The organism is Bradyrhizobium sp. OAE829 (assembly GCF_040546575.1).
Taxonomy (GTDB): domain Bacteria; phylum Pseudomonadota; class Alphaproteobacteria; order Rhizobiales; family Xanthobacteraceae; genus Bradyrhizobium.
This window is the reverse complement of sequence record NZ_JBEPOE010000001.1, coordinates 1,148,768-1,174,582: the sequence shown is the minus strand read 5'-3', so window position 1 is coordinate 1,174,582 and position 25,815 is coordinate 1,148,768. Positions and strand designations below refer to the sequence as shown.

Annotated in this window: 31 protein-coding genes and 2 tRNA genes; 18 read left to right on the top strand and 15 right to left on the bottom strand. The window is 61.8% G+C overall.

The window, feature by feature from the left end; all coding sequences use genetic code 11:
* Positions 1–16: 16 nt before the first annotated feature.
* The gene (locus tag ABIE49_RS05830; protein ID WP_192733987.1) at positions 17–679 is read right to left on the bottom strand and encodes a hypothetical protein; all 663 of its coding nucleotides are present in this window, start codon (positions 677–679) and stop codon (positions 17–19) included.
* A 327-nt stretch (positions 680–1,006) separates the two neighbouring features.
* Between ABIE49_RS05830 and ABIE49_RS05825 the strand changes: the two genes are divergently transcribed.
* Positions 1,007–2,593 (top strand): S10 family peptidase, encoded by a 1,587-nt coding sequence (locus tag ABIE49_RS05825; RefSeq protein ID WP_192733986.1) that lies wholly within the window; start codon positions 1,007–1,009, stop codon positions 2,591–2,593.
* A 318-nt stretch (positions 2,594–2,911) separates the two neighbouring features.
* On the opposite strand, the gene ABIE49_RS05820 is transcribed toward ABIE49_RS05825, so the two are convergent.
* From ABIE49_RS05820 to ABIE49_RS05810, 3 genes are all read right to left on the bottom strand, one after another.
* A complete protein-coding gene (locus ABIE49_RS05820) occupies positions 2,912–3,208 on the bottom strand; it encodes a HigA family addiction module antitoxin (RefSeq protein WP_192733985.1) in 297 nt (98 codons plus the stop codon).
* Positions 3,209–4,073: 865 nt separating this feature from the next.
* The gene (locus ABIE49_RS05815) at positions 4,074–6,707 is read right to left on the bottom strand and encodes an EAL domain-containing protein (RefSeq protein ID WP_192733984.1); all 2,634 of its coding nucleotides are present in this window, start codon (positions 6,705–6,707) and stop codon (positions 4,074–4,076) included.
* Positions 6,708–7,016: 309 nt separating this feature from the next.
* Complete coding sequence (locus ABIE49_RS05810) at positions 7,017–7,562, bottom strand: tetratricopeptide repeat protein (protein WP_192733983.1); 546 nt, start codon at positions 7,560–7,562, stop codon at positions 7,017–7,019.
* A 329-nt stretch (positions 7,563–7,891) separates the two neighbouring features.
* On the opposite strand from ABIE49_RS05810, the gene ABIE49_RS05805 reads away from it, so the two are divergent.
* Together ABIE49_RS05805 and ABIE49_RS05800 are read left to right on the top strand one after the other, a co-directional pair.
* The gene (locus ABIE49_RS05805) at positions 7,892–8,158 is read left to right on the top strand and encodes a His-rich protein BRANT (RefSeq protein ID WP_192733982.1); all 267 of its coding nucleotides are present in this window, start codon (positions 7,892–7,894) and stop codon (positions 8,156–8,158) included.
* A gap of 207 nt (positions 8,159–8,365) precedes the next feature.
* The gene (locus tag ABIE49_RS05800) at positions 8,366–8,788 is read left to right on the top strand and encodes a hypothetical protein (protein ID WP_192733981.1); all 423 of its coding nucleotides are present in this window, start codon (positions 8,366–8,368) and stop codon (positions 8,786–8,788) included.
* A 16-nt stretch (positions 8,789–8,804) separates the two neighbouring features.
* Here the strand turns inward: ABIE49_RS05800 and ABIE49_RS05795 are convergent, their stop codons facing one another.
* Positions 8,805–9,344: a MarR family winged helix-turn-helix transcriptional regulator gene (locus ABIE49_RS05795; protein WP_192733980.1), complete on the bottom strand. Its 540-nt coding sequence runs from the start codon at positions 9,342–9,344 to the stop codon at positions 8,805–8,807.
* A 147-nt stretch (positions 9,345–9,491) separates the two neighbouring features.
* On the opposite strand from ABIE49_RS05795, the gene ABIE49_RS05790 reads away from it, so the two are divergent.
* The 3 genes from ABIE49_RS05790 (at position 9,492) to ABIE49_RS05780 (ending at position 12,036) form a co-directional block, all read left to right on the top strand.
* Entirely contained in the window at positions 9,492–10,538 is a 1,047-nt protein-coding gene (locus ABIE49_RS05790; protein ID WP_192733979.1) for an alpha/beta fold hydrolase, read from the top strand.
* A 352-nt stretch (positions 10,539–10,890) separates the two neighbouring features.
* A complete protein-coding gene (locus ABIE49_RS05785) occupies positions 10,891–11,604 on the top strand; it encodes an outer membrane protein (RefSeq protein WP_192733978.1) in 714 nt (237 codons plus the stop codon).
* 192 nt (positions 11,605–11,796) lie between these two features.
* Entirely contained in the window at positions 11,797–12,036 is a 240-nt protein-coding gene (locus ABIE49_RS05780) for a hypothetical protein (RefSeq protein ID WP_192733977.1), read from the top strand.
* A 99-nt stretch (positions 12,037–12,135) separates the two neighbouring features.
* Here ABIE49_RS05780 and ABIE49_RS05775 read toward each other — a convergent pair whose 3' ends face one another.
* Complete coding sequence (locus ABIE49_RS05775) at positions 12,136–12,399, bottom strand: hypothetical protein (RefSeq protein ID WP_192733976.1); 264 nt, start codon at positions 12,397–12,399, stop codon at positions 12,136–12,138.
* Between the two features lie 208 nt (positions 12,400–12,607).
* On the opposite strand from ABIE49_RS05775, the gene ABIE49_RS05770 reads away from it, so the two are divergent.
* The 3 genes from ABIE49_RS05770 (at position 12,608) to ABIE49_RS05760 (ending at position 14,027) form a co-directional block, all read left to right on the top strand.
* Positions 12,608–12,718, top strand: a complete 111-nt coding sequence (locus ABIE49_RS05770) for a glucose transporter (protein WP_192733975.1) — start codon at positions 12,608–12,610, stop codon at positions 12,716–12,718.
* Positions 12,719–12,813: 95 nt separating this feature from the next.
* Positions 12,814–13,182 (top strand): hypothetical protein, encoded by a 369-nt coding sequence (locus ABIE49_RS05765; RefSeq protein ID WP_192733974.1) that lies wholly within the window; start codon positions 12,814–12,816, stop codon positions 13,180–13,182.
* Positions 13,179–14,027, top strand: a complete 849-nt coding sequence (locus ABIE49_RS05760) for an alpha/beta fold hydrolase (RefSeq protein WP_192733973.1) — start codon at positions 13,179–13,181, stop codon at positions 14,025–14,027. Before ABIE49_RS05765 ends, ABIE49_RS05760 begins: the two co-directional genes overlap by 4 nt.
* Positions 14,028–14,113: 86 nt before the next feature.
* On the opposite strand, the gene ABIE49_RS05755 is transcribed toward ABIE49_RS05760, so the two are convergent.
* A complete protein-coding gene (locus ABIE49_RS05755) occupies positions 14,114–14,524 on the bottom strand; it encodes a hypothetical protein (RefSeq protein WP_192733972.1) in 411 nt (136 codons plus the stop codon).
* A gap of 237 nt (positions 14,525–14,761) precedes the next feature.
* Positions 14,762–15,037 carry a hypothetical protein gene (locus ABIE49_RS05750; protein ID WP_192733971.1) on the bottom strand — a complete coding sequence of 92 codons (276 nt, stop codon included), beginning with the start codon at positions 15,035–15,037 and terminating at the stop codon, positions 14,762–14,764.
* A 556-nt stretch (positions 15,038–15,593) separates the two neighbouring features.
* On the opposite strand from ABIE49_RS05750, the gene ABIE49_RS05745 reads away from it, so the two are divergent.
* Complete coding sequence (locus ABIE49_RS05745) at positions 15,594–15,869, top strand: hypothetical protein (RefSeq protein WP_192733970.1); 276 nt, start codon at positions 15,594–15,596, stop codon at positions 15,867–15,869.
* 40 nt (positions 15,870–15,909) lie between these two features.
* Here ABIE49_RS05745 and ABIE49_RS05740 read toward each other — a convergent pair whose 3' ends face one another.
* Positions 15,910–16,314 carry a hypothetical protein gene (locus tag ABIE49_RS05740; protein WP_192733969.1) on the bottom strand — a complete coding sequence of 135 codons (405 nt, stop codon included), beginning with the start codon at positions 16,312–16,314 and terminating at the stop codon, positions 15,910–15,912.
* A gap of 1 nt (position 16,315) precedes the next feature.
* Between ABIE49_RS05740 and ABIE49_RS05735 the strand changes: the two genes are divergently transcribed.
* Positions 16,316–16,579: a hypothetical protein gene (locus ABIE49_RS05735; RefSeq protein ID WP_192733968.1), complete on the top strand. Its 264-nt coding sequence runs from the start codon at positions 16,316–16,318 to the stop codon at positions 16,577–16,579.
* Positions 16,580–16,694: 115 nt separating this feature from the next.
* Entirely contained in the window at positions 16,695–16,898 is a 204-nt protein-coding gene (locus ABIE49_RS05730; RefSeq protein ID WP_192733967.1) for a hypothetical protein, read from the top strand.
* A 470-nt stretch (positions 16,899–17,368) separates the two neighbouring features.
* Here ABIE49_RS05730 and ABIE49_RS05725 read toward each other — a convergent pair whose 3' ends face one another.
* The 4 genes from ABIE49_RS05725 to ABIE49_RS05710 form a co-directional block, all read right to left on the bottom strand.
* Positions 17,369–17,551 (bottom strand): hypothetical protein, encoded by a 183-nt coding sequence (locus tag ABIE49_RS05725; RefSeq protein WP_210337082.1) that lies wholly within the window; start codon positions 17,549–17,551, stop codon positions 17,369–17,371.
* A 1,658-nt stretch (positions 17,552–19,209) separates the two neighbouring features.
* Positions 19,210–19,284, bottom strand: a tRNA-Thr gene (locus ABIE49_RS05720).
* A 110-nt stretch (positions 19,285–19,394) separates the two neighbouring features.
* On the bottom strand, positions 19,395–19,796 hold the full coding sequence (locus ABIE49_RS05715; RefSeq protein ID WP_354066612.1) for a hypothetical protein: 402 nt from the start codon (positions 19,794–19,796) through the stop codon (positions 19,395–19,397).
* A 146-nt stretch (positions 19,797–19,942) separates the two neighbouring features.
* Positions 19,943–20,290 (bottom strand): hypothetical protein, encoded by a 348-nt coding sequence (locus ABIE49_RS05710; RefSeq protein WP_192733966.1) that lies wholly within the window; start codon positions 20,288–20,290, stop codon positions 19,943–19,945.
* Between the two features lie 177 nt (positions 20,291–20,467).
* On the opposite strand from ABIE49_RS05710, the gene ABIE49_RS05705 reads away from it, so the two are divergent.
* The 4 genes from ABIE49_RS05705 to ABIE49_RS05690 all read left to right on the top strand — a co-directional run bounded on the left by ABIE49_RS05705 (position 20,468) and on the right by ABIE49_RS05690 (position 23,099).
* A complete protein-coding gene (locus ABIE49_RS05705; protein WP_192733965.1) occupies positions 20,468–21,187 on the top strand; it encodes a dienelactone hydrolase family protein in 720 nt (239 codons plus the stop codon).
* 49 nt (positions 21,188–21,236) lie between these two features.
* A complete protein-coding gene (locus tag ABIE49_RS05700; RefSeq protein ID WP_192733964.1) occupies positions 21,237–21,932 on the top strand; it encodes a HoxN/HupN/NixA family nickel/cobalt transporter in 696 nt (231 codons plus the stop codon).
* Positions 21,933–22,120: 188 nt separating this feature from the next.
* Positions 22,121–22,579 carry a hypothetical protein gene (locus ABIE49_RS05695; protein WP_192733963.1) on the top strand — a complete coding sequence of 153 codons (459 nt, stop codon included), beginning with the start codon at positions 22,121–22,123 and terminating at the stop codon, positions 22,577–22,579.
* A 49-nt stretch (positions 22,580–22,628) separates the two neighbouring features.
* A complete protein-coding gene (locus ABIE49_RS05690) occupies positions 22,629–23,099 on the top strand; it encodes a hypothetical protein (protein ID WP_192733962.1) in 471 nt (156 codons plus the stop codon).
* 57 nt (positions 23,100–23,156) lie between these two features.
* Here ABIE49_RS05690 and rlmB read toward each other — a convergent pair whose 3' ends face one another.
* A complete protein-coding gene (gene rlmB / locus ABIE49_RS05685) occupies positions 23,157–23,984 on the bottom strand; it encodes a 23S rRNA (guanosine(2251)-2'-O)-methyltransferase RlmB (RefSeq protein WP_192733961.1) in 828 nt (275 codons plus the stop codon).
* A 202-nt stretch (positions 23,985–24,186) separates the two neighbouring features.
* Here rlmB and ABIE49_RS05680 point away from each other — a divergent pair.
* Positions 24,187–24,272, top strand: a tRNA-Tyr gene (locus tag ABIE49_RS05680).
* Between the two features lie 128 nt (positions 24,273–24,400).
* Here ABIE49_RS05680 and ABIE49_RS05675 read toward each other — a convergent pair.
* Positions 24,401–24,745 (bottom strand): addiction module antidote protein, encoded by a 345-nt coding sequence (locus tag ABIE49_RS05675; RefSeq protein ID WP_192733960.1) that lies wholly within the window; start codon positions 24,743–24,745, stop codon positions 24,401–24,403.
* Between the two features lie 133 nt (positions 24,746–24,878).
* Between ABIE49_RS05675 and ABIE49_RS05670 the strand changes: the two genes are divergently transcribed.
* Complete coding sequence (locus ABIE49_RS05670) at positions 24,879–25,688, top strand: outer membrane protein (protein WP_192733959.1); 810 nt, start codon at positions 24,879–24,881, stop codon at positions 25,686–25,688.
* Positions 25,689–25,815 lie beyond the last annotated feature (127 nt).

Sequence of the window (25,815 nt, the reverse complement as noted above, 5' to 3'; positions counted from 1 at the left end):
CGGAGGTCCGGCACGCCTAGTCCAGCCGCAGCAGCCGGCCGACGATCGGCGTCGCGCCAGGTTGGGCCTGGGCGTCGACCCGGAACACGATTTCCGACGATTTGAACGAGGCGGCGTAGAGACCGCCGGGGACCAGCGCGACGTTCTCGCCGGCGAAATCGACGAACTTGCCCTTGAGCTGGGTGCCGCCGAGCGCGATCTGGTGACGCTCGCCGGCGAGGTCGAGCCGGCGCACCACCAGCGTGCCGCGGCCCTTGGCCTGCACGAACGGCGAGGCGCCGTAAAGCGTGAGCTGCGGCGCGGGCAGCGAAGTGGCTGTGGCGCTGCGGAGCAGGGTGGCGGCGACGGCGCTGGTGTCCTTGGTGGTGGCGTTGGCCTGGTTGGAATCGCAGTTCGTCTTCTCCGCCTTGAGGACGGCTTGATCGACGATGCTCTCTTCGTTGCCGACGACGACGGTGCCGGCGCCGCTGATGGTCTCGCGTCGGCAGGACTTCAAATAGCTGAGCACGACGGAGCCGCCGTCGGCGATCTTGATGACGGACCGGGCCGTCACATAGTCCATGAATTCAGCGCCGGTCACCTTGCCCTTGACGTCCTCGACCACCGCAACCGGTGAATCCGCGGCGGCGGGACAAGCCAGCGTCAGCAGGCCGAGGCAGGCAATAATCGCACGTTTCATTTTGGTCCCCATTGGAAAGCGCAGGTTCTTTAGTCTCGCCAGCGCCAAAATGGTTTCATGGATGAATCAAAAAATAATTGGCCGGGTCCGCCAGCGGAACCGACCGTTATCACCTAACGGTCGGCGAGGACAACCATGGCGGTGCGGCGGACCAAGCCCATACGGATTGCTTTCACGCAATACTGTCGGGATTGTGATGCCAGCGGATTTCGTCCTGTTGTAGCACAGCCCTTCTGTCGCCATCCCAGGCTGAAATCCGTAGCCCAACGGATCTCGTGGCAAAGGGATCAAGTGGCACCGGGAGCAAGTGAGAGGGAGCAGGACGTCATGGCTTTTCGCTTCACCGCGCGGCGTCATATGCAACTGGCCATCACGCTTGTGATGCTGGCCTGCGTGGCCGGCGCGCGCGCCCAGGACGCAAGCCCGACGGCCGTGCAGCCACAACCCGCCGCGACGCCGACGCCGGGTCCAACGCTGCCGCCGCAGGGACAGAAGGGCGGCGGACGGCGCGGCGACGCCGCGGCCCCGCAGCCGGTCTCCGATCAGCATCGGCTGCCGCCGGATTCCACCACCAGACAGACGCTGGCGCTGCCCGGGCGCACGCTGGCCTTCACCGCGACCGCAGGTTCGATCCGGCTGTTCGACGAAAAAGGCGAGCCGCAGGCCGACATCGCCTACACCTCCTTCCAGCTCGACGGCACCGATCGCGGCGCGCGGCCGGTCACGTTCCTGTTCAATGGCGGGCCGGGCGCTTCCTCGGCGTGGCTGCAGTTCGGCACTGCCGGACCGTGGCGGCTGTCGATTACGGGAGATGGCGCGATTGCCTCCGCTTCGCCCGAGCTTGTGCCCAACGCCGAGACCTGGCTCGACTTCACTGATCTGGTCTTCATCGATCCCGTGAGCACCGGCTATAGCCGCTTCGTCGCGACGGGCGAGGACGCGCGCAAGCGGTTCTTCAGCCTGGACGGCGACGTCAGTTCGATCGCGCTGGTGATCCGGCGCTGGCTCGAAAAATACGACCGGCTGCTGTCGCCGAAATATGTCACCGGCGAAAGCTATGGCGGCATCCGCGGCCCGAAGATCGTTCGCAACCTGCAGACCCAGCAGGGCGTCGGCGTGCGCGGGCTGATCCTCGTCTCTCCCTTGCTCGACTACCGCGAGTTTTCCGGCTCCAGCCAGCTGCAATACGTCCACAGGTTACCCACCATGGCCGCGGTGGCGCGCGAAGCGAAGGGACCGGTGAAATGGTCCGATCTCGCGGACGTCGAACGCTACGCCCGCGGCGAGTTTGTGGCTGACCTGCTGAAGGGGCAGGCGGACACCGAGGCCAGCAACCGGCTCGCCGACAAGGTCGCGTCGTTGACCGGCATCGATCAGGCCGTGAGCCGCCGGCTTGCCGGACGCTTCGAGGTCGGCGAATTCCGCCGGGAGTTCGACCGCCGCAACGGCCGGGTGACCGGACGCTATGACGCGTCGGTGTCGGGCTTCGATCCCTATCCGGATTCGGATTCCTCGCATTTCGGCGATCCCTCCGGGGATTCCCTGATGGCGCCGTTGACCAGCGCCGCCGTCGATCTCACCACGCGCAAGCTGAACTGGCGGCCGGACGGCTCGTACCATCTGCTCAACGACAGCGTCTTACGGTCGTGGGATTTCGGCCGCGGACCCGCCGAGTCCGTTTCTCAATTGCGGCAGATTCTCGCGCTCGACCCGAAAATGAAACTGCTGGTCGGCCACGGCCTGTTCGATCTCGCCACGCCGTATTTCGCCTCGAGGATCATCCTCGATGGGTTGCCTGCCTTCGCCAGCCCCGCCAGAGTGAAGCTCGTCGTCTATCCCGGCGGCCACATGTTCTATTCGCGCGATGCGGCACGGCAGGCGTTTCGCGGCGAGGTTCAGGGGATGATGAAGTGAGGGGGCCTTCTCAACTCGCCGTCTTTGCGAGGAGCGAAAGCGACGAAGCAATCCATAGGCCTGCTTGGCGCGGTATGGATTGCTTCGCTTCGCTCGCAATGACGCCTGTGCGTCACCGTAATTCTTCTTGAAAGATCGAGTTAAGAATCCGCGCGAAGCGTGAGCCCTCGGTATTGATCAGGGCTTTTTCGAACCTACATACACTGTGCGGCGGCGCCTCGCGCTGTCGCTGCCCTCTTTTGGGGCGTTTCCTCCCTAGACTTGGGCCGCTTGTTTATTCAAGCGGCCCTTTTTATTTGCATGGATTTGCCGCAATTCTCACGCCGCCTTGTAGGCCGCGATCTTCTTGATCTGCGGCGCGAGCGCGTCTTCGGCCGTTTCGAGATCGAAGCGCGCCTGAATGTTCATCCAGAACGCCGCGCCGGTCTTGAAGAATTTCCCGAGCCGCAGCGCAGTGTCGGCCGTCACAGGCTTTTCTTCGCGCGCGATGCGCTCGATACGGGTGCGCGGCACGTGCAGCGCGGCGGCGACCGCATAAGGTGTCAGCTTAAGCGGAACAAGAAATTCCTCCCGCAGGATTTCGCCGGGATGAACCGGCGGAAGTTTCTTTGCCATATGTGAACTCCCGATGCCCATCAATCGTAGGATGGGTAGAGCGAAAGCGAAACCCATCATCTCACCCCGCGGAAGCATCGATGGGTTTCGCTGCGCTCTACCCATCCTACGTTCCCGTGCTCGCGATAGGCTATCGAGTCGCTTCCCTCACAATAGCGAAATACAGCGAGCGGGTGCGACAAATTAACCTGACGGGCAAATCAGTTCTGATTTACGGAATTGGTGTCAAGCCCGGAAATTAAAAATATTTCTGTTTACCAGAATGAAAATCAGGTGCATATGTTTGCCCATCCCGCCCTACTCAGAAGGGCGTCGGCCGTCGTCACGGACGTTGGGCGGGTTGCGGTGGACGCTTGTTTGCGCTGAGACGATGGCGTGAACTAAGCGTACGGTAAAACCGTGTGGTCCTGGCACCCGTTGCAGGTGTCAAGCCGTCGTAAGCGTGAGCTGAACCGGCGGTGACGGAGTCAACCAAGAACTCGTCTCCGGGGAGATCACGGCATAAGCCGTAAAGCCATTGCGCAGGGAAGGCCGGGTGTTCTCCGCTGCCCTGTATGCTCGTGTGCACTTTGTTTTGTGCAATCCGCACACGGGACCGCGGGTGCAGCGCGCACCCGGTCTTCCCTGCGCCCTCTTATTTCGGGGGCACGGAATTTCTGGCAAAGCTCGGGCGCAATGCGCGGCGAGAATGCGAAACTGCGTTTTGGGTCATGGTGCCAACAAAAACACCGCCGTCGTCCCGGGCTTGACCCGGGACCCATAGCCACAGGAAGAAGTTTTGCGAACGGTCTCTGTTACCGCATCTTCATCGAGAGATCACGCGGTATGGGTCCCGGCCTTCGCCGGGACGACGATGAAAGTGGCTTTACGAGTTCGTGCCGGAAGCGGCGCGCGGTGAAGCCTCGGCCAGCGATCGTCCGACGTGTCGCAGCATCCTGCTTGCCTGCGCGGCGCTGTGGTCGAGCAGCCAGCGGCCGAACGCGTCGGGCGACAGCGCTCGGGCGTAGAGAAATCCCTGCACGACGTCGCAGCCAAGTTCGGTCAGCAGATTCAGCTGGCCGTCGCTTTCGACGCCTTCGGCGACAACGGTGAGGTGCAGACTTTGGCCAACGCGCACCACCGATGTCACGATCGCCAACGCGCTGGGGTCGCTCTCGACATCGTGCATGAAGCTGCGGTCGATCTTCAATTCGCGGATCGGCAGATGCGCCAGCCGGCTGAGGCTCGAATAGCCGATGCCGAAATCATCCAGCGACAGGCCGACCCCCAGTTCGCGAAGCGCATGCATCGTCTCGATCGCAACCGAACGCTCGTTCATGATCACGCCTTCGGTGATCTCGAGCATCAGCACTTCCGGCGGCAGGTCATGGTCTGCGAGAAACCCGGCGACCGTTGCGGCCAGGTTCGGGTTCTGGAAATTGATCGGCGAGAGGTTGACCGACACGCAGGGGATATCCACGCCGGCCGCACGCCATTCCGCCATTTGCCGGCAGGCCTCGCGGAGCGACCACATGCCGATCTGTTCGATCAGTCCGCACTCTTCGGCGAGCGGGATGAACTTCGAAGGCGAGACGTCGCCGAGCTCCGGATCGTACCAGCGCGCCAGCGCCTCGACGCCATAAATGCCGCCGTCGCTGGTCCGGATCTGCGGCTGATACTGCAATTGCAGAACGTCGTTGGCGAGCGCGCGCCGCAGCGCCGCGCTGTGGGCCAGCCGCTGTTCGGCCAGCCGGTCCATGTCGGCGCTGAAGAAGCGAAACGTGGAGCGGCCGGCCTGCTTGGCCTTGTACATGGCGGCATCCGCCTGCTGGATCAGCGTGTCGATGTCGGTCGCGTTGTCCGGATACAAGCTGATGCCGATGCTGGCGGACATCGCGACCTGCTTGGCGCCGATCTGAATCGGATTGACCAGGGCCTCCGTCATCCGCGACGCCATCAGCGAGGCTTCGGCCGCGTTGCGGTTCGGCAGCACGATCACGAATTCGTCGCCGCCGAGCCGCGCCAGCATGTCGCCCGGCTGGATCTGCGCGCGCAGGCGCTGGGCAAATCCGACCAGCAGTTCGTCGCCGGCCGAGTGTCCGAGCGTATCGTTGACGTCCTTGAAATTATCGATGTCGAGAAACGCCAGTGCAACGTGTCTTCCGTCGGCGCAGGCGTTGGTGGCCTCAAGGATCAGATCGCGCAGGCGCGCGCGGTTCGGCAGGCCGGTCAGCATGTCGTAATAGGCGAGCCGCGCGATCTGGGCGCGGGCTTCCTTGCGCTCGATCGCGAGCCCGCCGAGATCGACGCAGGCGTCGACGATCCGCTGATGCCAGCGGCTGGGCGCGCGACATTCCCGGTAGTAGAACGCGAAGGTCCCGATCACGCGGCCGTCCTTGCCCTTGATCGGCGTGGACCAGCAGGCGCGCAGGCCAACCTCGAGCGGGCGGGCCTTGAACGGCTGCCAGCGCGGGTCGGTATCGATGTCCTCCGCCAGCACCGGCTTGCCGAAATAGGCCGCGGATCCGCAGGAGCCGATGTTGGGACCGATCGCGACGCCGTCCAGCGCCCGCGAATAGTCCTCGGGAAGGCTGGGGCCGCCCAGCGAGTGAACCAGTCCGCCGGCGTCGATGTGCAGCAACGAGGAGACGACGTCAGGCGCGATCTCTTCGACGCGCCGGCAAAGCCGGTCGGCGATGTCGGCGATCGGGATTTCATCGGCCAGCGCGCTCATGATCAGCTGCTGCAGCGAACGCAGCTGCTTGGTCTCGGTGATGTCGGTCAGCAGGGCGAACATGTAGTTGGACCGTCCGCGCCCGTCGCGGAACGTCTTGACGTTGGCCGAGACCCAGATTTCGTCGCCGTTCTTGTCGTAGGCGAGGACTTCCTCTTCGCCGCCGGCTTCCTCGCCGACCCAGCGTCGCAGCCTGGCCAGCGTCCTGCGGTCGGTACAGCGGCCCACCAGCAGTTCGCCTGCAAACCGGTCCTTCGCCTCTTCGAGCGAGTACCCGAACATTCCCGTAAACGCGGCGTTGGTGTAGACGACCCTCAGATTGCGATCGGTGACGACAACGGCGCGGCTGGTCCGGTCGGCGACCAGCGAGAGCAGAGCCAGCCTTTCACGCCGGTCGACCTCCTTGGTGATGTCGCGCACGAAAGCGATGGTGCGGTGTTGACCGTCGATCTCGATGTTCGAAAGCCAAAGCGCCACACGAATCCGGCTGCCATCCTTGCGCGCGATCGTGATCTCGGCGTTGCGTCCGTTCGGAACGTCGTTGCGGCTCACCTGGTCCGAGGCGGGCGTCGCGACATGATGATGTTGCAGGTCCTTGAGCCCGAGATCGCCGACATGGCAGCCGAGCGCTGCTGCGCGGTTGAGCCCGAAGATCAGCTCGGCCGCGGCGTTGCAATAGCTGACGTGAAGCTCGCGATCCAGGATCAGGACGGCGTCGTTCGCCCGCTCAAGCGCGGCCAGCAGAACGTCCGGCGTTTCGGCCACGGGGTAATCGCCTGTGCTCATCATCCAACCCTGATGCCCGCCTGGAGCCCATCGGGGCCTTGGTCCGATAGGGCGGCGGCGTCATTTTGGTGAAAAGCCTAGGCGAGCATGGGTGTTGAAATGGTTCTTCGATCCCGTCCCGGCTGGCGGAAAGAGATCATCCTTAAGGATTCGCTAATAAATAGCCGAAGCAACCGGCCTCAGCGGCCAGGCTGGAACGCAATTTCCGTTGTGCGTGGCGGAAAAAGAAGGGTGCCGGCGGCGGATCGCGTCGGCACCCATCCATTTTCGTATTGCCGCTCCCCGTCACGAAGGGAGGGCGTTGACGGCTCAGTAAACCAGACCGGTTCCCGGCGGCTTTTCGAGCGCCGCGGCGAGCGAGCGGTATTCGTCACTCGAGGTGCCCGCAAGCGACGCGATCTTGTTCAAATGGTATTGCGCGGATTCGCGGTTGCCCTGTTCGACCTGCCACAGGCCGTAATATTGCCAGGTCTTGACGTGGTTCGGATCGGCCTTGAGCGCGCGCTCGTACCAGACCTGCGACACCTTGTAGTCGCCGAGCTGGCGATAGGAGTAGCCGATCAGATTGGCGACCGCGGCGCTGTCGTCGCGGCCGAGCGCCTTCAACTGTTCGATCGCCGAGGCGTAGTCGTGGCGATCGTAGATCGCGGCATAGGCGGCGCGATAACCGGCCGCAAATGCGGTTTCCTGCGTGCTCGGGCGTACTTCGCTCGATCGCTTCTTCTTTTTGCTGTTATCGGGCGGCGGCGGCGGACTGCTGTCGGGTGCCGCGTAGACCACGCTGATGAAGGGGGCCGCCGTCAGCGCCAGGGTCAACATCGCCAGCGTCAGAAGCCTGATAGCAAATTTGGTCATGCGTCTCTCCAGTTGAACAGATCAAGAAACCCGACTTCGAGAAAATCAGTAGAAAAGGACGGTGCCATCAGGCGATCCTATACCGAAGCTCGCTGATTTGAACACCTGGCGGTTGGGAACATTCCCGCCCCTTTAGTGCCATTCCCGTGATTTTTGCGCTGCGGCCGCATTGCGCCGGGAACATGACGAAGATGTCATGCAGATGAATGAAGTCCGGTGTCGCGCTTCACGACGGGTTCAGTGCGGGGTCGTTAGCGTCGTCTGCATGATCAGCGAGGGGTCGGTCACGTGGCCGGAGCGTCCTGCGATCCATGGAAGAGGAGACAACCATGTTCAAGACCATTTCCGCAGCGCTGCTCGCCGTATCGGTTCTCGCCGCACCCGCGCTAGCCGGTTCGCCGGGTAAGACCATGCACGCGCCGATCAGGGCGGAGCAGGCGAACGCGAATTTCTTCAATGCCAATGCGCGGATGGGCCGGCATCATCACAAGCATTATCGCCACCATCATCGCCACCACAAGCACATCGGCTTGTTGAAGACGCACACCACGCCGAAAGTCGTGTTCAAGCACGTTCCGCACGGCAGGCGCGGCTGATAACTGATCCGCGGGCGCGGTTCGATCCCCATTGCCCCCGCCGCGCCGGCGGGTATCAGGCCAGCCCACGCGCCATTGCTTCCCCAATGGCCGTGGGTTGGCGCCGTTTTCAGCGGTCCAATCCGGGCGTGATGCCCGAGTTGCGAATTCCATTTCGGCGCCGCCCGGTCTAAGAGATAGCCTCGGGGGCAGGTGGAAGACTTACGCTTGGGGACATCAGCAAAATTTGCGGCGATCGTGTTGCTGCCGATCGTGCTCGCGGCCTGCGCGAGCAGCGACGAGGGCAGGAGCATCACCTATACCGACGATCGCGGCGTCTCCAATCAGCCGTTTCCCAACAATTACAAGGGCGAGATACTCTCGTTCATGAGGACCTATCTCAACAACCCGGTCGGTGTGCGTAATGCCGTGATGGCTGAGCCGATACAGCGCGTCGTCGGGGGACGGCTGCGTTATGTCAGTTGCCTGCGCTTCAGCCCGCGCGATTCCGACGGCAATTACGCCGAACCGCGCGAACGCGCGATCCTTTACGTCGATGGCCGGCTCGACCGCATTATTGAAAACGCCAGCGAGCCCTGCGCCGGTGCGGTCTATGCGCCATTCCCCGACCTGGAAAAGATGGCGCGGTAGCAGCCGGTGCTCAGGATTACGCGCTCTGCTTTGCCGTCGCGGGGCTTGCCGGCGCGCCGGTCGGCGTATCCTGCATTGATTTGATCAGGTTGTTGCGCACCGTCACCACCGCCTTTTGCAGCTTGGGGAATTCCTCCGGCGAAAGCCCGGAAGCCTTCACCAGATTCCTTCCTCCGAGTTTTTCGCGCAGGCCCCGCCCGGCCTCGGTCAGGCTGACCAGCACCTGGCGCTCGTCGGCGGCATCGCGCTGCCGGCGCAGATAACCCATCGTCTCGAGCTTCTTCAGGATCGGGGTCAGCGTGTTGGATTCGAGGAACAGCTTTTCGCCGAGACTTGAGACGGTCTGGTTGTCGTTTTCCCACAACGCCACGATCGCAATGTATTGCGTGTAGGTGAGGCCGAGTTCATCGAGAAGCGGTTTGTAGGCCCGGCCAAAGGCGAGGTTGGCCGAGTAGACCGCAAAGCAAAGGAAGTCGGCGAGCTTGGGATCCGAAGGCCGCGGATCCGAAGGCGTTGGGTTCGAAGCCGTTGGGTTCGAAGGCTTGGTCGGTTTCATCCTGATGCTCCCGGACACCTGATCGTGACGTCAGGTGAGCATATATATCGGATACGATTAAATCGGAAGGGTTGACTTCAGGAACAATAGCGGTAATTAGATCGTATCCGAACAAATCGCACTCGATGTGTATCGAAGGAGACCCAAATGTCCGACAACATCAACCTTGGTCGCCGCCGTTTTCTTGGCGCCGCGGCCATGACGCTGGCAACGGCCCAGGTGGCTTTGGCCGGCCCGGCCGGCGCACAGTCCGGTAACGCCAAACCAGTGAGTGCGGTCAAGCCGGGCGCGCACACGTCGTTTCCTGCCATCAAGCGGATCAATGCTGGCCTCCTCAATGTCGGATACGCTGAAGCAGGGCCCGCCGACGGTCCGCCGGTCATTCTCCTGCACGGCTGGCCCTACGACATTCATGCCTTCGTCGATGTCGCGCCGATCCTGGCCTCGGCCGGCTTCCGGGTGATCGTGCCGCATCTGCGCGGCTACGGCACCACGCGGTTTCTCTCCAGCGACACGCTCCGCAACGGTCAGCAGGGCGCGCTCGCGGTCGATGTCATTGATCTGATGGATGCGCTGAGGATCGAGAAAGCGGTTATCGCCGGCTTCGACTGGGGCGCACGGACCGCCGACATCGTCGCGGCGATCTGGCCGCAACGCGTCAAGGCGCTGGTCGCGGTAAGCGGGTATCTGATCGGCAGCCAACAGGCCAACAAGGCGCCGCTGCCGCCGAAGGCAGAGCTTTCCTGGTGGTACCAGTATTATTTCACCACCGAGCGCGGCCGGGCCGGCTACGAAAAATATACCCGCGATTTTGCCCGGCTGATCTGGCAAACGGCTTCGCCGAAGTGGAATTTCGACGACGCCACCTTCGAGCGCAGCGCGGCCTCCCTCGACAACCCGGATCATGTCGCGATTTCGATCCACAATTATCGCTGGCGGCTCAGCCTGGCCGAGGGCGAGGCGAAATACGACGATCTGGAGAAGCGGCTCGCCGCGTTTCCGGTAATCCAGGTGCCATCAATCACCCTCGAAGGCGATGCCAATGGCGCCCCGCACCCCGATCCTGCCGCCTATGCCAAGAAGTTCTCGGGCAGATACGCGCACCGCCTGATCACCGGCGGCGTCGGCCACAATCTGCCCCAAGAGGCGCCCCGGGCCTTTGCCGAGGCGGTGATCGACGTTGCCGGCTATTGAGCCGGGACGGCTTCCGGGAGCCTGAAATCGGGCATCCCGGAAACACCCGAATGACGCTCTTCGGCGAAGGGTCCTTCCGGCTAAGCGGAGGGTCCTCCGTTCCGAAAACATGACCTGAATTCAATCACTTTTTGGCGACCCTTGAACCTTGCCTTAGTCATCTCCGACATCAACAAAGCGGGATACCTGCCAGTTAACGCAGGAAAAAACCTTATATGCGAGGGAACCAAAGCGCTTTGTTGCCGCGCCGTCACAGTTGGGCACCGTCAGGTGCTCCGGCATTGCCGCAAAGCAACCTAATTGAGGTCACGTTGTTTGGTTTGATGACGAACGTTAGTCACGGGGAATGAAGATGAAGAAGTTTTTGCTCGGCGCTGCCGCGCTGGCCGCAATGGCGGCTCCTGCTTTCGCGGCGGACATCCAGCCTCGACCTTACACCAAGGCGCCGGCATACACGGCGCCGGCGCTGGTCTATAACTGGACCGGTTTCTACATCGGCGGCCACGTCGGCGGGGCATTTGCGGGTAACGACTCCCTGCAAGGCAGCGACGCGCGCTTCCTCGGCGGTGTGCAGGGCGGCTTCGACTACCAATTCGCGCCCAATTGGGTGGTGGGTGCCGAAGCCCAGTACAGCTGGCTGAACGGCGGCAGCAATAATGGCGTGCTGTTCCCGGGCGGTACGCTGGTGACCAGCAATACCGACCAGCTCGGTTCGGTGACCGGCCGGGTCGGCTACACTTGGGGTCCGGCGCTGCTCTACGCCAAGGGCGGTTATGCCTGGCGGGACGGCAACAACCTCGGCGTCACCGTGGGCGGCCTGCCGGCGGGCTTTACCAACAATGGCAACCGCAACGACGGCTACACCGTCGGCGGCGGTCTCGAATACATGTTCGCACCCAACTGGTCGGCCAAGGCCGAGTACCAGTATTACGATTTCGGCAAGACCACCTTCACGGCTGGCCCCGCCGACATCACCGGCCAGAGCTTCCGGAACGACGAACACACCGTCAAGGTCGGCGTGAACTACCGGTTTGGCTGGGGTGGCCCCGCGGCCTCCAAATACTGACGGGCTTGCTGCGTAACCAGACGAGAAAAGGCCGGGGGGAAGCCGGCCTTTTTGTTTTCAGGGGCAGCTGCCGGAGGGCACGAAGCGCTATCCGCGGCTGTCGGCAGCCCGCAAAAAATAATTTTCGCGGTGCACGCAACTTTTTGTCATCTTCGGTTATTATGGTCCAGTCGGCTGGTTGGACAATCAAACATGCGTGCTTTTGCGTTAGGGCTGGTACTTTCCGCAGCGTCGCTGCCATGCTTTGCCCAGACTGTCCTGAAATCAGAACCGCTCATCCTTGCTCCCTATGAAATCGCCTTCGTGCAGGACGCCAACTGTCCGGTTGGGAAGGTGCTCAAGGTGACCGGCGCGATCAGGGGACTGAACCGCCGCAAGGCTTGCGTCGTGCTCGCCTCGGAACAGGCTTCACTGGCAGCCGCGACGCCTTAAGGCGGCGATCGTTCGATTTTTCCTCCGGCCGCAAGGCGGGGCTGGTCCCCTGCGGCAACTATTTCTATGTCCGCCAGGAATACTCGCCAAGCCGCCGCATCAGGCGGCTTTCGAACCCAACTGCAGCACCGAACGGGCGTCACGCTCGGCCTCGGCCTTGTTGCGCGCCGGATCTTCGTCGGGGTCCGGTTGGCACGGCTTGATCTCGTAGTCATTGTCCAGCACCGGTCGCGGCTCCTGCCTTTCCTCATCGGAAACCGCATCGACCACCAGCCCCGACTGTCGGGCCAGCTTCCAGACATCGGCCTCGGTCGGATAGGCCTTGCTCAGCTTGGCCTCTTGGCAGAACAGCGCGTAGGGCATCCAGGGTGGCTCCAGCAAAAACGGTCAACGTTGCAGCCCCATTCGGGTTTCAGGCTTGGCTGCTATGCCATTCCTTCAGAGCTCGGGAAGGCAAAAATGGTCCGTTTTGGCGGTATTTTGGCGGAGTCCCTGAGTCGTAAACGAGTCATGAATCCCGCGAAAAAGAATCCACGAGACTCCTCGGCTAGAATCGCTGGATGTTTCGGCCATGAGAACGATCCTCCAGACTCACTCCTGCGAGCGTGTCCAACTCACGCTCACGGTCGCGCTGCTGGTGGCCTGCGCGGCCAACGTCGCGCTGGTCTGGGCGTGGCTTTAGCAGGCGGGGAGCGATTGACCGCGCGACCAATCCACCCATCATGCAACTCAATGGTTCGGGCTGTGAAGCGGCCTGACGACATTGCAGGGACGGGAATGATCGAGACGCTGCAAGCGCGGGTCAATGGCGATGCGGGATTGGTCCGGCGCGGCCGTTATCTCACGACCAGCTTTCTTCTGGAGGTCGGCCAGTCGGCCTTTCTGATTTCGATCCATGAGGGACGAATCGTGTCGGTGACGCCAGGGCCGTTGGTGATGCCGTCATCGGCCTTTGCGCTTCGCGCCTCCGAGGAGGAATGGAAGAAATTCTGGAGCGAGCGCCCGCCGCCGGGCTCCAACGATTTGCTGGCGCTGATCAAGCGGCGCGTGCTGAGGGCCGAAGGCAATCTGCAGATCTTCATGGCCCATCTGCGTTACTTCAAGGAGGCGCTCGCCAAGCTCCGCGCCACGGGAGCCGGCGCATGAGCGCGAGGTTCGAGCCGATCGTCGGCCGCTACATGCATCTGGAATTGTTCGGCCGGCCGCACCGCATCTACGTCGAGCAAGCGGGTGAGGGCACGCCGTTACTGTGCCTGCACACCGCGGGCAGCGATGGCCGGCAATACCGCGCGCTGATGAACGATGCGCGCGTCACCTCGAAGCATCGCGTCGTTACCTTCGACATGCCCTGGCACGGCAAATCCTCGCCGCCGGCTGGCTGGCAGGAGGAGGAATACCAGCTGACCTCGGCGCAATACACGACCATGGTCCTGGAAATTTCGGCGGCGCTCGAGCTCGACACGCCGATTCTGATCGGCTGCTCGATCGGCGGCCGCATCGCGCTGCATCTGGCGCTCGAACATCCCGAGCGCTTTCGCGCCATCATCGGTCTGCAGGCCGGCGCGCATGTCGATCCCTATTACGATCTGAATTTCCTGCACCGGCCGGATGTGCATGGCGGCGAGGTCTGCGGTGCCATCGTCTCCGGACTGGTGGGCCCCGATGCGCCCGAACGTGAGCGTTGGGAAACGATCTGGCACTACATGCAGGGCGGGCCCGGCGTCTTCAAAGGCGATCTGTATTTCTACAAGCTCGACGGCGACATCCGCGGCCGCGTCGCAGAGATCGACACCAGGCGCTGTCCGCTGTTTCTGCTGTCCGGCGAGTATGATTACTCCTGCACCCCGGAGGAGACGCTGGCCGTGGCCAACAGCATCAGGGGTTGTGAAGTCACCATCATGAAGGGGCTCGGCCACTTCCCGATGAGCGAAAATCCGGAGCTGTTTCTGACGCACCTGCTGCCGGTGCTGGAGAGAATCGGCAGGACCTGAAGGGTCTTCAAGCGAAGCGGATTCAGGTTCGCGCTAAGAAAACCCGTCGAACAAAAGAACCTAAACCAAAAGGACCTGGCGAGCAGCTATTTGCCCAGTGGCGGCGGCGCGGTGTCTTCGCGCAGCGCGGCGTGGACCTTGGCCATGGTGGCGCTGCAATAGGCCTCGCGCTCGCGGTTGAAGCGTTCCTGATGCGCGCGGAAATTGGCGACACGGGCGCGGATCTCGGACTGGAAATCGACCTTGGGCTCGGGACGGGCGCTCTGGACCGGCTTCAGCGGCGCGACGGAGATGGTTTCGGCCAGCATCGCCTCGACGTCAGGCATCGACACCGCGGGCGCGGCCTTGGGCACGTCAAAGGGGGCGGGCGCTTCCGGGCTCACGAAAGAGGCAGGATTCGCGAGGAATTGCGCGGCGTCCGGCTTCTTCCCGGTCACCGATTGCACGAATGCCATTGTTTGCGCGATCAGGAGGTCGCGTTCTTTCATCCATTTCATCGCACACCTCAGCCCAAGTCATTCGAGCAAAAGGCTTTTGTGGAATCAAGAGCAAGTGTTGAACTTGGCTAATGAACGCATTCGATTTGCCGGCGAGGTGACAAAAGGGCGACACCTGTGGGGGACACCCAGCGTGGCGCCGCCGCAAAGCAGAGCGGACCGCGGCTCGCAGCACGGTGCGTTGCGTAAGGTATAAGAAAATAGGGGCGGCCGTCACGGCCGGACCCTCCATCCCGCTTAGCGCTCGCGCGGATTGGTGTTGGGCACGAAAGGCGCGCCGATCACCCGGACCGGCGTTTGGTCGATGAGCCGGGCTGGTTGACGTGCCGCCGGTGAAGCCGTGGCGGCCTTGGTCGACGGCGACGAAGCCGTCGCGGCGGCCGCATAGACCTGCTTGTTTTTGCTCACGGCGGAGGCGGGTTCCCAAAAGCCGGCGGCGCCTGCGATCACAGTACTCACCAAGGTAACGCCGGCGAGCAACACCAGATTGCAGTTCTCTTCCCGAATTCTCATGGAGCAAAAACGTGATTGGCCGGTGTTGGTTCCGGGAGTCCACGGGAACCCAAAATGCCGCAGGCATCGGATGGAACAAAGATTAAATGTGCACTTCGTAACACATCGCTCGGAACGATTCCCGCGTTGCAACGTAATTTCTGCGGGCAGGCAAGCGGGAGATAGCAGCGGTGGTGGGCAGGCAGTATCTGACGCGTCAGGCAACTACGCTTCTCAAATTTGCACGGACAGTCACGGACCCGAATGTGGCAGCGGGCCTGGTCGAGAAGGCCGCCGATCTCAAATCCCGGGTCGATGATCCGAACCGGTCGGACAAGAGTCCGAGAGCGCCGGATGTCGAGCGGTCCAGCAGTCGATAGCGCAGCGACGCCGCCATGCAGGAAGGCCGCATGGTCTGCGCTCGCAAGCCGACGCGCGATCACATAATCGCCATCCGGAACTCCGTTGAATCATCGGAACAGGAGTCCGTTTCCCTAAACTGCAAAAATTAACCTGCGCAAGTTCCTGCAACACGCTCGCTCCGCAGGCGTTAACCCGGCAACGGAAAGGAGCGCACATGCGAAAGATAGGATTAACTCTCGCAGCCGTTGCCGCGCTTGCGACAACCGCTGTCGTCAACTCGCCGGCCGAGGCCCGCGGCGGGCGTAACGCGGCGATCGGCTTCGGTGTGGCCGCAGGCGTGCTAGGCGCGGCCGCGGCGGCCAATGCCTATAACAACGGTTACTACTATGGCCCGAGATACGGCTATTACGGCGGTGGGCCGTACGCCTATTACGATGATGGCCCGCGATACTATCGCCGCCACTATCATCGACACTACCATCATTGGTAACGAAGAGGCCCGGAGCAATCCGGGCTTTTTCTTTGCGCTGTCAGATAAACAGCTTGGCGACGGCCAGCACCATCAAAGCTGCAATGCAGAGATACATCAGGGCGAATAGGCGCCGGTCCTGTTTGGCGTGCCGTTCCGAAATCTTACCAGTCATGAAATCAGTAAATGGATCTTGCACGGTGGCCCTCTGAAGCAAGGCCGTACAGGTTCTGATTTGCGATTCCCGGTCAAGAGTCGCTTGAGATTTTTTGATGTTGCGGTCGGCATAAAGCGGCTCGCAGAGCACGGCGCCCAAAGTGTTCACTGTGAATAGTGAGGATAACGGGAAATCTCGCTGTGGCTGTGAATATCGAGGATTGAGTGCAGAATGCTGCTTTGCGGTCGGACAATTCGAAGCGCGCACTTCAGAACCGTATTCATCGAGCCATTGTTCGGGAGGTGCCACGTTGAAATATAATGGTGTCAGCTCGCCGGCGGCGGCCTATGTCTGCCACGTGGTTTGCTTCTTTATCGGTTGGGCCGCGCTTGCGCTTTTCACCGTCAATCGGGTGAAAGTCGATCACTCCGAAGGGCCGAGCTGGAATCCATTTTCTAGATTGCCGGACGGCTCGCCTGCGATTTCCGAATACGCGGTGGATGTGCTCGGCGTCAGCGTCATGATCGCTGCGCTCGGGCTCGCGCGGCTGATACGGCGCTGGATGCTGATGTAAACGGTGCAAGCGTCGTTGTCGTATTTGCGACTTTGAACGCGGACTGGCGCCGGTAAAACCGTCCCGCATTCAATTATATCAATACCTTACGGCGACCGTGACCTATTGTCGGAAAATGTCATTTTTTGTGAACAGTTTCACAAGGCCGCTATCCAACGCCAGCGCGTTAGGTTATGTGACCCAAGGTTGGGACAACCCCGGAGCGATCATGACAACAGTGCAGGCCATTGCATTTGGGGCCATGCTGGCTTGGACCCCGGCGCTTATCATTATGGCGTTCTTGTTGTGGAATGTTCCCGACCTCGACGAGAAAGAATAGCCTCGTTGCGTCGCCGGTGTCGTCAGCGCTTCGCCCTGCCGTCGACCTGACGCCAGAGCGACAAACCATTTCGATTTTCGATCGATGACCTGGACCACTCTGAACTGGCGCCGATACGCCATGAGTTAGCTTGGCTGCACGTCGCGCAAATTGGTCGTCCCCAGTTCAGCACCAGTTTCTTACGATAGTGATGGGATGCTACCGAGCGAAACTCTCGGTCTTGTGCCACGACGACAGGAGCGTCCGAATTAGGATATCAGACTTCTTGCACGGTCATTTGCTGGCCAGCGCAAAGCAGTTCGTGCTGAATCACGATCCGGATTACTCGGCTTGCCTGTTCCGGCTAAACACAAGACCAAGGCAGCCCATTGCGATCAAAATTGCTCCCGCGATCATCAGCCAATACGGCAAGTCAATCGACGACAGCAGGTCCATTTATTCCCCTTCGCGTTCAGCTGGACCGTTCAGCCTCATTTGGGTTTTTGGGAATTGGCTGATGTTTCCCCGTCGAGCCAGTCTTGCTCCTCGGCCAACGCGAGCCAAGCGGCTTCCATCCGCTTGAAACGCTTGTGAGCGGGCTCGTTCTCTGCAGCCTCAGCCAGACGCAGGCAGTTCTCCGCGTTCTGCCGGTAGATTTCAGACTGCTTTATCATTGCCGCGCCTCTTCGGCCCCATTTCTCTATCGCCTTTGGTCAGATTAAGCGGCAGTCGTAGGGAGCGTATCGGAAGAGTTTAGTCTTTATGTTCGGTCCAGCTGCGTTCGCCGCACTGACATTCAAACATTCGTACCGTCAAGCCACGAGTTGGGTCCATCATCTTGTGAACCACTTTGGGCTGCGCGCCACACCTGCACCTGCGATGCTCGCGTTTCTCCGATCCTGAGGGTTTATCGCCGCTGAAGTCGTTCATTACTCACCCCGCCAAAGGTGAGTCAATAAGTGCTAAATTGCAAGTTTTGTTCCCGCTCGCGCGCGGAAAACGCGCGCGTCACCCGAATGGGTTATAATTCAAGTGAAGCCACTAACGGCGAGGCCGCGACCGGTAAGCAAACAAATCCGCGCGGGCCGGTGTGTACTTCGCGAAGGTCCCGGACTCGTGCAGCCACAGCCAGCCGCGCGCGATCGCGAGATCTTTCCAGCAGCTTGCGCGCGGCCTTCTCAGGACCGGAATAGGGGCGGTCGGTGCTTGGCTTCACGCGTGCTGCGAATCTATGCGTGCATCCTGAACGTGACGGCCGGTTGCTGCTTATCTATCGCGGCGTCACAGAAACAGCGTGCCCGTCCGCTGGTTGATTGCGTCGGCAGCGGCAGGCCAGCGGCATGCATTGCGTATTTCCAAGCATCCAGGCGCGCTGGTGCCGATACTCGACGAAGTCGGCTTCCGTGCATCGTGGTCGGCACAACCAAAGAGGCCGCCAACCGAGGTACTCCAAACTAGTTCGGAACGATCAACCGAGTTGCGGTAACTTGGCTAACCGTAGGCCGCCTTTTTCCGCGTTGCCCGCGGTTGGAATGGCGGCCCCAACTCAGCCCCCAGCCCCGAGGTTGGGGCCGCTTCTCCGCGGCATCGCGAATGGAAGAGGCCGCCACCTGAGGCGGCCGACAAGGCGAACGATAGAATGCTGATGCCACCACGGCCGCGCGCTTTGCTGTTTTTGAAACGGGGCGGGTTGCCGCCTTTTCCCCAGACGGTGAGTGTATGAGTTCCAGCGAAAAAGCGGCCGTCGAGGTGGTCCCCGGCAAAAGGCGAGAGCAAGTGATCGTTGGGGTGGCCTTCTTTGTCCCAGTTGTCCTTGCAATGGCAGGCTGGTTCTACCTCCTTAGCAAGCTCGTTGCGAAGACCTACGATTGGCTGTTTGCATAATTGCAGCGGAGCGCGCCGCGCGCAGCCATTGGTCGATTGCGTCGGCAGCGGCATCGGGGATGGCAAATGTCCAAGCCTTGAAGGGGCGAGAGCAACCGATGCTCGATGAGGTCGGTCCCGGTGCATCGGGGCAGGTCATGTTTCCATGCCGCTTCGATGTCGGTCCCGAGCCTTATCGTAACGCGTGGCAGCTGCGAGGCTGGTTTTGCATTCACGATCCGGTATTTTGCGCCGGCTTTTGCTGCCCAATGAAAAAGGCCGCAGGCTTTGCGCGCTGCGGCCCGTCCGGGAAAATTGATTGTCAGTGCAATGACAATACTCCCAACCCCGGTAACGTCGAATCTGCCGCAAGACTTTCGAGCAGGGGAGTCTTAATTGGTGTTCCGAGAAACGAAACATCCCGCATGTTGCTAGACGGTGACAGTTCCTCGCACCACTCAAGCGACGCTGGTGCCGGTTGAGAGGATTGAACTCCCGACCTTCGGTTTACAAAACCGCTGCTCTACCGCTGAGCTAAACCGGCGAATTGAAGCGATGGCGGGCCAGCCCAGATAACGCGCGGGATTCTACCAATCTTCGGCGGTCGAATACCAGACTTGCCCGGAAAGGGCCAGCACCTCGAAAGCCGCTCCATCACGCCTGCACACGAAAAAGCTGGCCTTTCGGCCGCCTTTTTCCGCGTCTCGATCCGCTGGTCCTATTGGCAGATGTGCCGGCGGCCGTCTTCGCCGCGGAACAGGGTGCCGGGATGCAGACGAAGCCGTTGCGGCGGGCATATTCTTCGCCGCCGATCGGTTCGACGGCCATAGCGGACGCGGTGCCTGCGGCGGTGCCGGCCGCGGCATTGCCCGGTCCGAAGCCGGTGCGGCCATCCCAGCGATTGTAGCTGTTCTGCCAGGTGCCACTCTGGCGATTCACCTGATCCGCAAAGGCCGGACGCTGATAATTGCCGCTGGTGACCTGCTGCGCCATGGCCGGGCTCGCCAATGCGTATGCAAGGATCGCGGCGGCGCCGAGGATCTTGATTGTCGTCATACGGCTCTCCTTCTTTTCGTGACGCGAGTTTTCTCGCGACACCAGTTTTCGTCACGCCAAGCCAGGTCCGGGGTGCAAGGTCGTTCCGTATTTTCCCTCGCCGCGATTCAATTCGGCGTGATTTGCCCGGACGTGCCGCTCACCTCTCAGCAGGGGCGCCAGCGTCCGTCGGGGCCCATATAGGTCGCGTCGGGTTGAATGCCGCAGGCGGGACGCAGGCTCTGCGGTCGTTGGACGGGATAGGCATAGGAGTCGTCATAGGCCGGCCCGCCGTAATAGGCGTAGGAATCCCTGTTGCGGAACGGGGCGGTCGCAATCGCGCCCGCCGCGCCAACCGCACCGCCGACGACACCGGCTGCGACTTCGCCGGGCCAGAAGCCAGACGATCTAGGGCGATAATTGTAATCATCATTCGTCCACTGCTGCGCCATCGCAGGTGTCGCAATCGTCGCCGCCAGCAATGCCGCTGCGCCCAGAAGTTTCAGCTTTGTCATTGGTTGCTCTCCGCAAATATTGTGCGGGGCCAACCGATCGCAGGGCTCGATGTTCCGAATTTGGGTTGTGCTGCGTTCAAAGCGGTGTGATGTTCCTGTTCCCGCACTTTGAAGCGCCCCCAAGAACTCCACTCAAGAGAATATCAAGACAACTTCAAGAGTCCCTCAGAGAATTTTATGCCGACGCGTGACCTCGATTACCGCTGCGACGATGTCAATTTGCGGGGCTATCTCGCCTGGAACGACAATGCGGCAGGTCCGCGGCCGGGCGTGCTGGTGTTTCACGAGGGACTGGGGCTCGGCGCGTTTGCGATGGAACGCGCGCGGCGGCTTGCAGACCTCGGCTATATCGCGCTCGCCGCCGACATGTTCGGGGACCGGCGGCAGGCGAGCAATCTGCAGCAGGTCGCGACGCTGGTCGGCGGCCTGCGTGCCGAGCCGGAAAAACTCCGCGCCCGCGGCCGCGCCGCGCTCGCGACGCTGGCGGAACAGCCTGATGTCGATACCAGCCGGCTCGCAGGAATCGGGTTCTGCTTCGGCGGCTCGGTGGTGCTGGAGCTCGCGCGCGAGGGCGCCGATCTCAAGGCTGTCGTCAGTTTCCACGGGGTGCTGACGACGAAAATGCCCGCGCAGCCCGGCCGCGTGAAGGCCAGCGTGCTTGTCTTGACCGGCGTGGAGGATCCGCTGGCGCCGCCCGATCAGGTCACCGCGTTCGAGAACGAGATGCGCGAAGGTCAGGTGCGCGACTGGCAGGTCATCAGTTATGGTAACACGCTGCACGGTTTCACCAACCCCGCCGCCGACGGCTCAATGATGCGCACCGCGCTCTACAATGAGCAGGCCGATCGCCGGTCGTGGGCAGCGATGGTGAGTCTGTTTGATGAAGTGTTGACCTGACAAGAACAGTTGATTGGTTTGATAAGCGCTTGTAGCGCGCAGGGGGCATATGTTCGGAATCTTGGGGCTTGGGTTTTTGCTGGGCATGCAACATGCACTCGAAGCCGATCATATCGCCGCCGTCTCCAGCATCGCCGCGCGCCGCAGCCGTGTCGGTGACATCGTCAAGCACGGGCTGACCTGGGGACTCGGTCATACGCTGACGCTGTTCGTGTTCGCCGGCTGCGCCATCTTGCTCGGCAGCGCGATCCCGGAAAGCGTGGCGCGTCCACTCGAGGCCGCCGTCGGCATCATGCTAGTCGGCCTCGGTGCGCATGTGCTGTGGCGGCTGTGGCGCGACCGCGTGCATTTCCACAAGCACGGCCATGGCGACGGCACCGTGCATCTTCACGCCCACAGCCATGCCGGAGAAACCACGCCGCATCTGCGCACCGCGCACGCGCATGAGCATGGTTTTCGCTGGCGCACGCTGCTGGTCGGGTTGATGCACGGCATGGCGGGCTCGGCTGCGCTGCTGGTGCTGACGGTGTCGCAGGCGTCTAGCCCGGCGGCCGGACTCGGTTACGTCGCGCTGTTCGGGATCGGCTCGATGATCGGCATGGGCGCATTGTCCACCGTCATCGCCGTGCCGCTCGCGGTGTCCGCGCGCTGGCTTACCTGGGCCAATCGCGGCCTGCAGGGCGCCGTCGGTATCGTCACGATCGCCATCGGCGCGACGACCCTCGTCGAAAACCTGTTTGCGTGAGCAAAATCTGTGTGCCTCAGTCCGCTGGATCCGCTCGCCCCGTTAACAATTGCTGAGCGGGTTCGCTCGCAATTGAGCGGCGGGGGATGCTGACGCGTTAGCCTTACCGGCAGTTTGGTCCGGCCCCTTAACCCTTGGGGATGCCCGTTCGACTAAATTGCGGCCAAAGGAAAACGGGGTCCCGGGCGATGCGCATTGGCGTGACACTGGCAATTCTGATGGCGACGACGTCGACGGCCTTGGCCGGCGGCGGCTTTGAAATCGTGATTCCGGGCCGCCCCGGTGTTCCCGTCATCATCAACGGCGTCGATGCATCCTATTCGGTGGTCGAGGGCGACTGGGGCCTCCTCAGGGGTACGCATGTGCAGCCGACCGTCTATGGCGGCCGCTATGTCGATCCGGTGCCGCGTGTCGGTCATTATTATCCGAGCGCGGGTCATCTGCCCGGTTACGGCCGTCTGGAAATCGAGCCGCCGGCGAACCGAAGGTTGCCGCAGCCGGCCGAAAGCTATCACCAGTCCTGGTCCGCACAGTCGGCGCCGCTGCCGGCGCAGTCCAACGTGCCCGTCAATCCGCCCGAGATCATCTACGCACCGCAGGAAGACCGGCGTCGTCGGCATCCCACGGGACTGCTTCCACGCCCATAAAACCACGCCAACAAGAACACCAACAGGCAAACACTTACAGGAGAGAGTAATGCGTCATCTGATTTCAGGACTGGTCGCGGCCGTCGCCGTGATGGCCACTGCGCCCGCGATGGCCTGCGGTTACGCCAATTGCGGTTACGCTGCGCCGGTCGTCTACGCCGCGCCGGTTGTTGCGACCTACACCTCGGCGGGCTGCAATCCCTGCGGCGGCGTGGGTTGGGGTTATGCCCGGCTCGCCGATCCCGTGCAGCAATACTATTACGTCAACCAGGGTCCGACCTATTCCGGTCCCGGCGCCTGGGCTCCGGCCCGCGTCTATCAGGAAGACACCGTCGTCGGCTATCGTCCGTATTACGGCTACGGCTACGGCAGTGGCGTCGTGGCCCCGCGCGCCTACGGCTACCGCTACGGTTTCCGTCCGGGCATCCGTTATGGCTATGGCGCCCGTTACGGTTATGCCGGACGCTATGGCTACGGCGCTCGTTACGGCTATCGCGGTGCGCGCTTCGGCCGCTACTGATCCAAACTTCGAATCAAGACAAAGGCGCCCGTTCGCATCATGCGAGCGGGCGTTTTTTTATTTCATCAGGCCAAGCCGGCTCGCGCCGATATAGAGCGCCAGCACCGCGGCGTTCGAGACGTTCAGGCTCTTGATCTCGCCGGGCATGTCGAGGCGCGCCACCACGCTGCAGGTCTCGCGCGTCAATTGCCGCAAGCCCTTGCCTTCGGCGCCCAGTACCAACGCCAGCGGCTGCTGTAATGCGACCGCGCCGAGGTCTTCGCGGCCTTCGCTGTCGAGGCCAACGGTCATGAAGCCGCGGTCGTTCAACTCGTTCAGCGCGCGGGCGAGATTCTGCACGGTCACCAGTGGCACCAATTCCAGCGCGCCGGACGCCGACTTCGCCAGCACGCCGGTCGCCTCGGGGCTGTGACGCGCGGTCGTGACGATCGCCTTGACCGCAAAGGCCGCGGCCGAACGCATGATGGCGCCGACATTGTGCGGATCGGTGATCTGGTCGAGCACCAGCACGATGCCCTCCTGATCAAGCGAATCGATATCCGGCGAGGGCAGGGGATCGGCCTCCGCGAGCAGGCCCTGATGCACGGCATCGGGGCCCAGCCGCTGGTCGATCGCGCTCGGCCGGACGAGTTCCGGGGGCACGCGGGTGTCGATATTCTCGTCGGCCAGGCGCCGGGCGGCGTTCTCGGTCAGAAATAGTTTGCGGATCTGGCGTTCCGGATTGGCCAAGGCCGCCGCAACCGTATGCCACCCATAAAGAATCACCGGCCCGTCCGGGCTCGTGTCCCGGTCGCGCCAGGCCGGGCGACCGCCCGGTTTCCGGCCTTTTTCGAAGGGTTTGCCGCCGCCACGGCGGAACGGCGGTTTTCGGTCGCGATCGCTCATAGGCCAGCTTGTGTCACGGGTTCCGGATTATGGCAATTTGGCCCCTCGAGGCTCGCTTTTCGAGGCTTCCCTTGGTTGACTTTGCCATGCCCCTTCGCCCATAAACGCGCCCGACCGGGAGCGCGCCATCGGCTCCAGGTATTAACTTCATCCATGGCCTGTCCGCCGCCATCAAGCGGTTGGGTTTGCGATGCAGTTAAACGGGGGAGTGTCCCGAGTGGCAAAGGGAGCTGACTGTAAATCAGCCGTCTTATGACTTCGAAGGTTCGAGTCCTTCTTCCCCCACCAATCTTTTCAAGGAGTTGTGTTCCCAATCGCTGAACTTCATGGAAGCGCGCGCTCTGGGGTAACGTTGCGGGTAACAGCTGCTCGAAATTAGCGGAAGGAGCCAGTTCTTGGCAAGGCATGTCACTGCCTCAGGATATGGGACCCCTTGACTTGGGCGGTCGTCCAAGCTTTGGCCGCGGTGCGCGCTCTTTAGGTCTGACTGGCATCACTGATAAACGAACGCCCAGTCCCTCGAACAAAGCCATGACACGTCCGAGTTGAGGGTCGATCTCACCGCCAAATGTTTTGTACAAGTTGTCTCGGCGAAGGCCCGTTTCCCGCGCCATTGCCTTTACGTTTTGGGCTCTCATCACCCGGTTCAGAGCAATTAGAACCTCACGCAAGTCATTTTTGCGAAATATATCATCTAGGTAGGCGGCGATCGCACCTGGGTTGTCGCGGTAGAGTTCCGGGTCAAATTCGTCGTCCGACATCATGTCCTCAACGCACTTTGCCATTCAGTGTGGCATCCCGGTGACAGCCCTAAAAGGTGAATTGGGTATACTCCCTATCACATTGGATTTCAGGAATCGGTGCGACGCACCCGGTGCGACAAGGGGAATAGAAATGAAGAAAATTGTGCTCGCTCTGGCTGCGGTAGCGGCAATCACCGGATCGGCCTCGGCCGCTGACCTCGGGGCCCGTCCGTATACCAAGGCTCCGCCCCCCGTGGTTCCGGTCTACAACTGGACCGGCTTTTACATCTTCGGCGGCGGTGGCGGCGGCATCTGGTCTGCAAACGGCGGCGTGGATGTCACCGGGGGCCCCTGCCTCGTTTGCACCAACACCCGCACTGGCGGCGACGGCTGGTTCGGAACGGTGGGTGCCGGTTACGACTGGCAGAGCGCGAACTGGGTGCTCGGTATTTTCGGCGATGGCACCTTCGGTAGCCTGAAGGGCAACATCGGTGATTCGACTTTCACCGCTCCTGGCAGCCTCATCCCGGGCATCGTCGGCACCACGAAAATGGAGACGGCTTGGGCAGTTGGCGCGCGCGTCGGTTATCTTGTCGCTCCGAACGTCCTCTCCTATGTGAACGGTGGTTATACGGGCACGTACTGGACGGGCAGCACGCTGCTGGGTTCAAACACCGGTACTGCGTCCGGTCTACACACTGACAGCTTTAACACTCAGGGCTGGTTTGTGGGTGGTGGCGTCGAAAACAACCTGAACATCTTCGGAATCAATGCTCCGGGCTGGTTCATGAAGACCGAATATCGTGCGGCCTATCTTGATCGCAAGAACCTCCAAGAGCGGGTCGATGGCACCAATCTCCCGACCGGCTTCGACATCACCTTCAAGCCTTTCGTTCAAACGATCAGCACTTCGCTGGTCTATCGCTTCAACTGGGGTGCTGCGACGGGAACGCGGTATTGATCTCCCGATTGGTCAATTCAAAAGCCCCGGCATCGCCCGGGGCTTTTTCTTGATCACTACCCAATGAAGCCCGCCGGCGTGAACGGGCGAGCCTTTTGCGCGCACTGTAGGTACGCTGGCCGCTAGC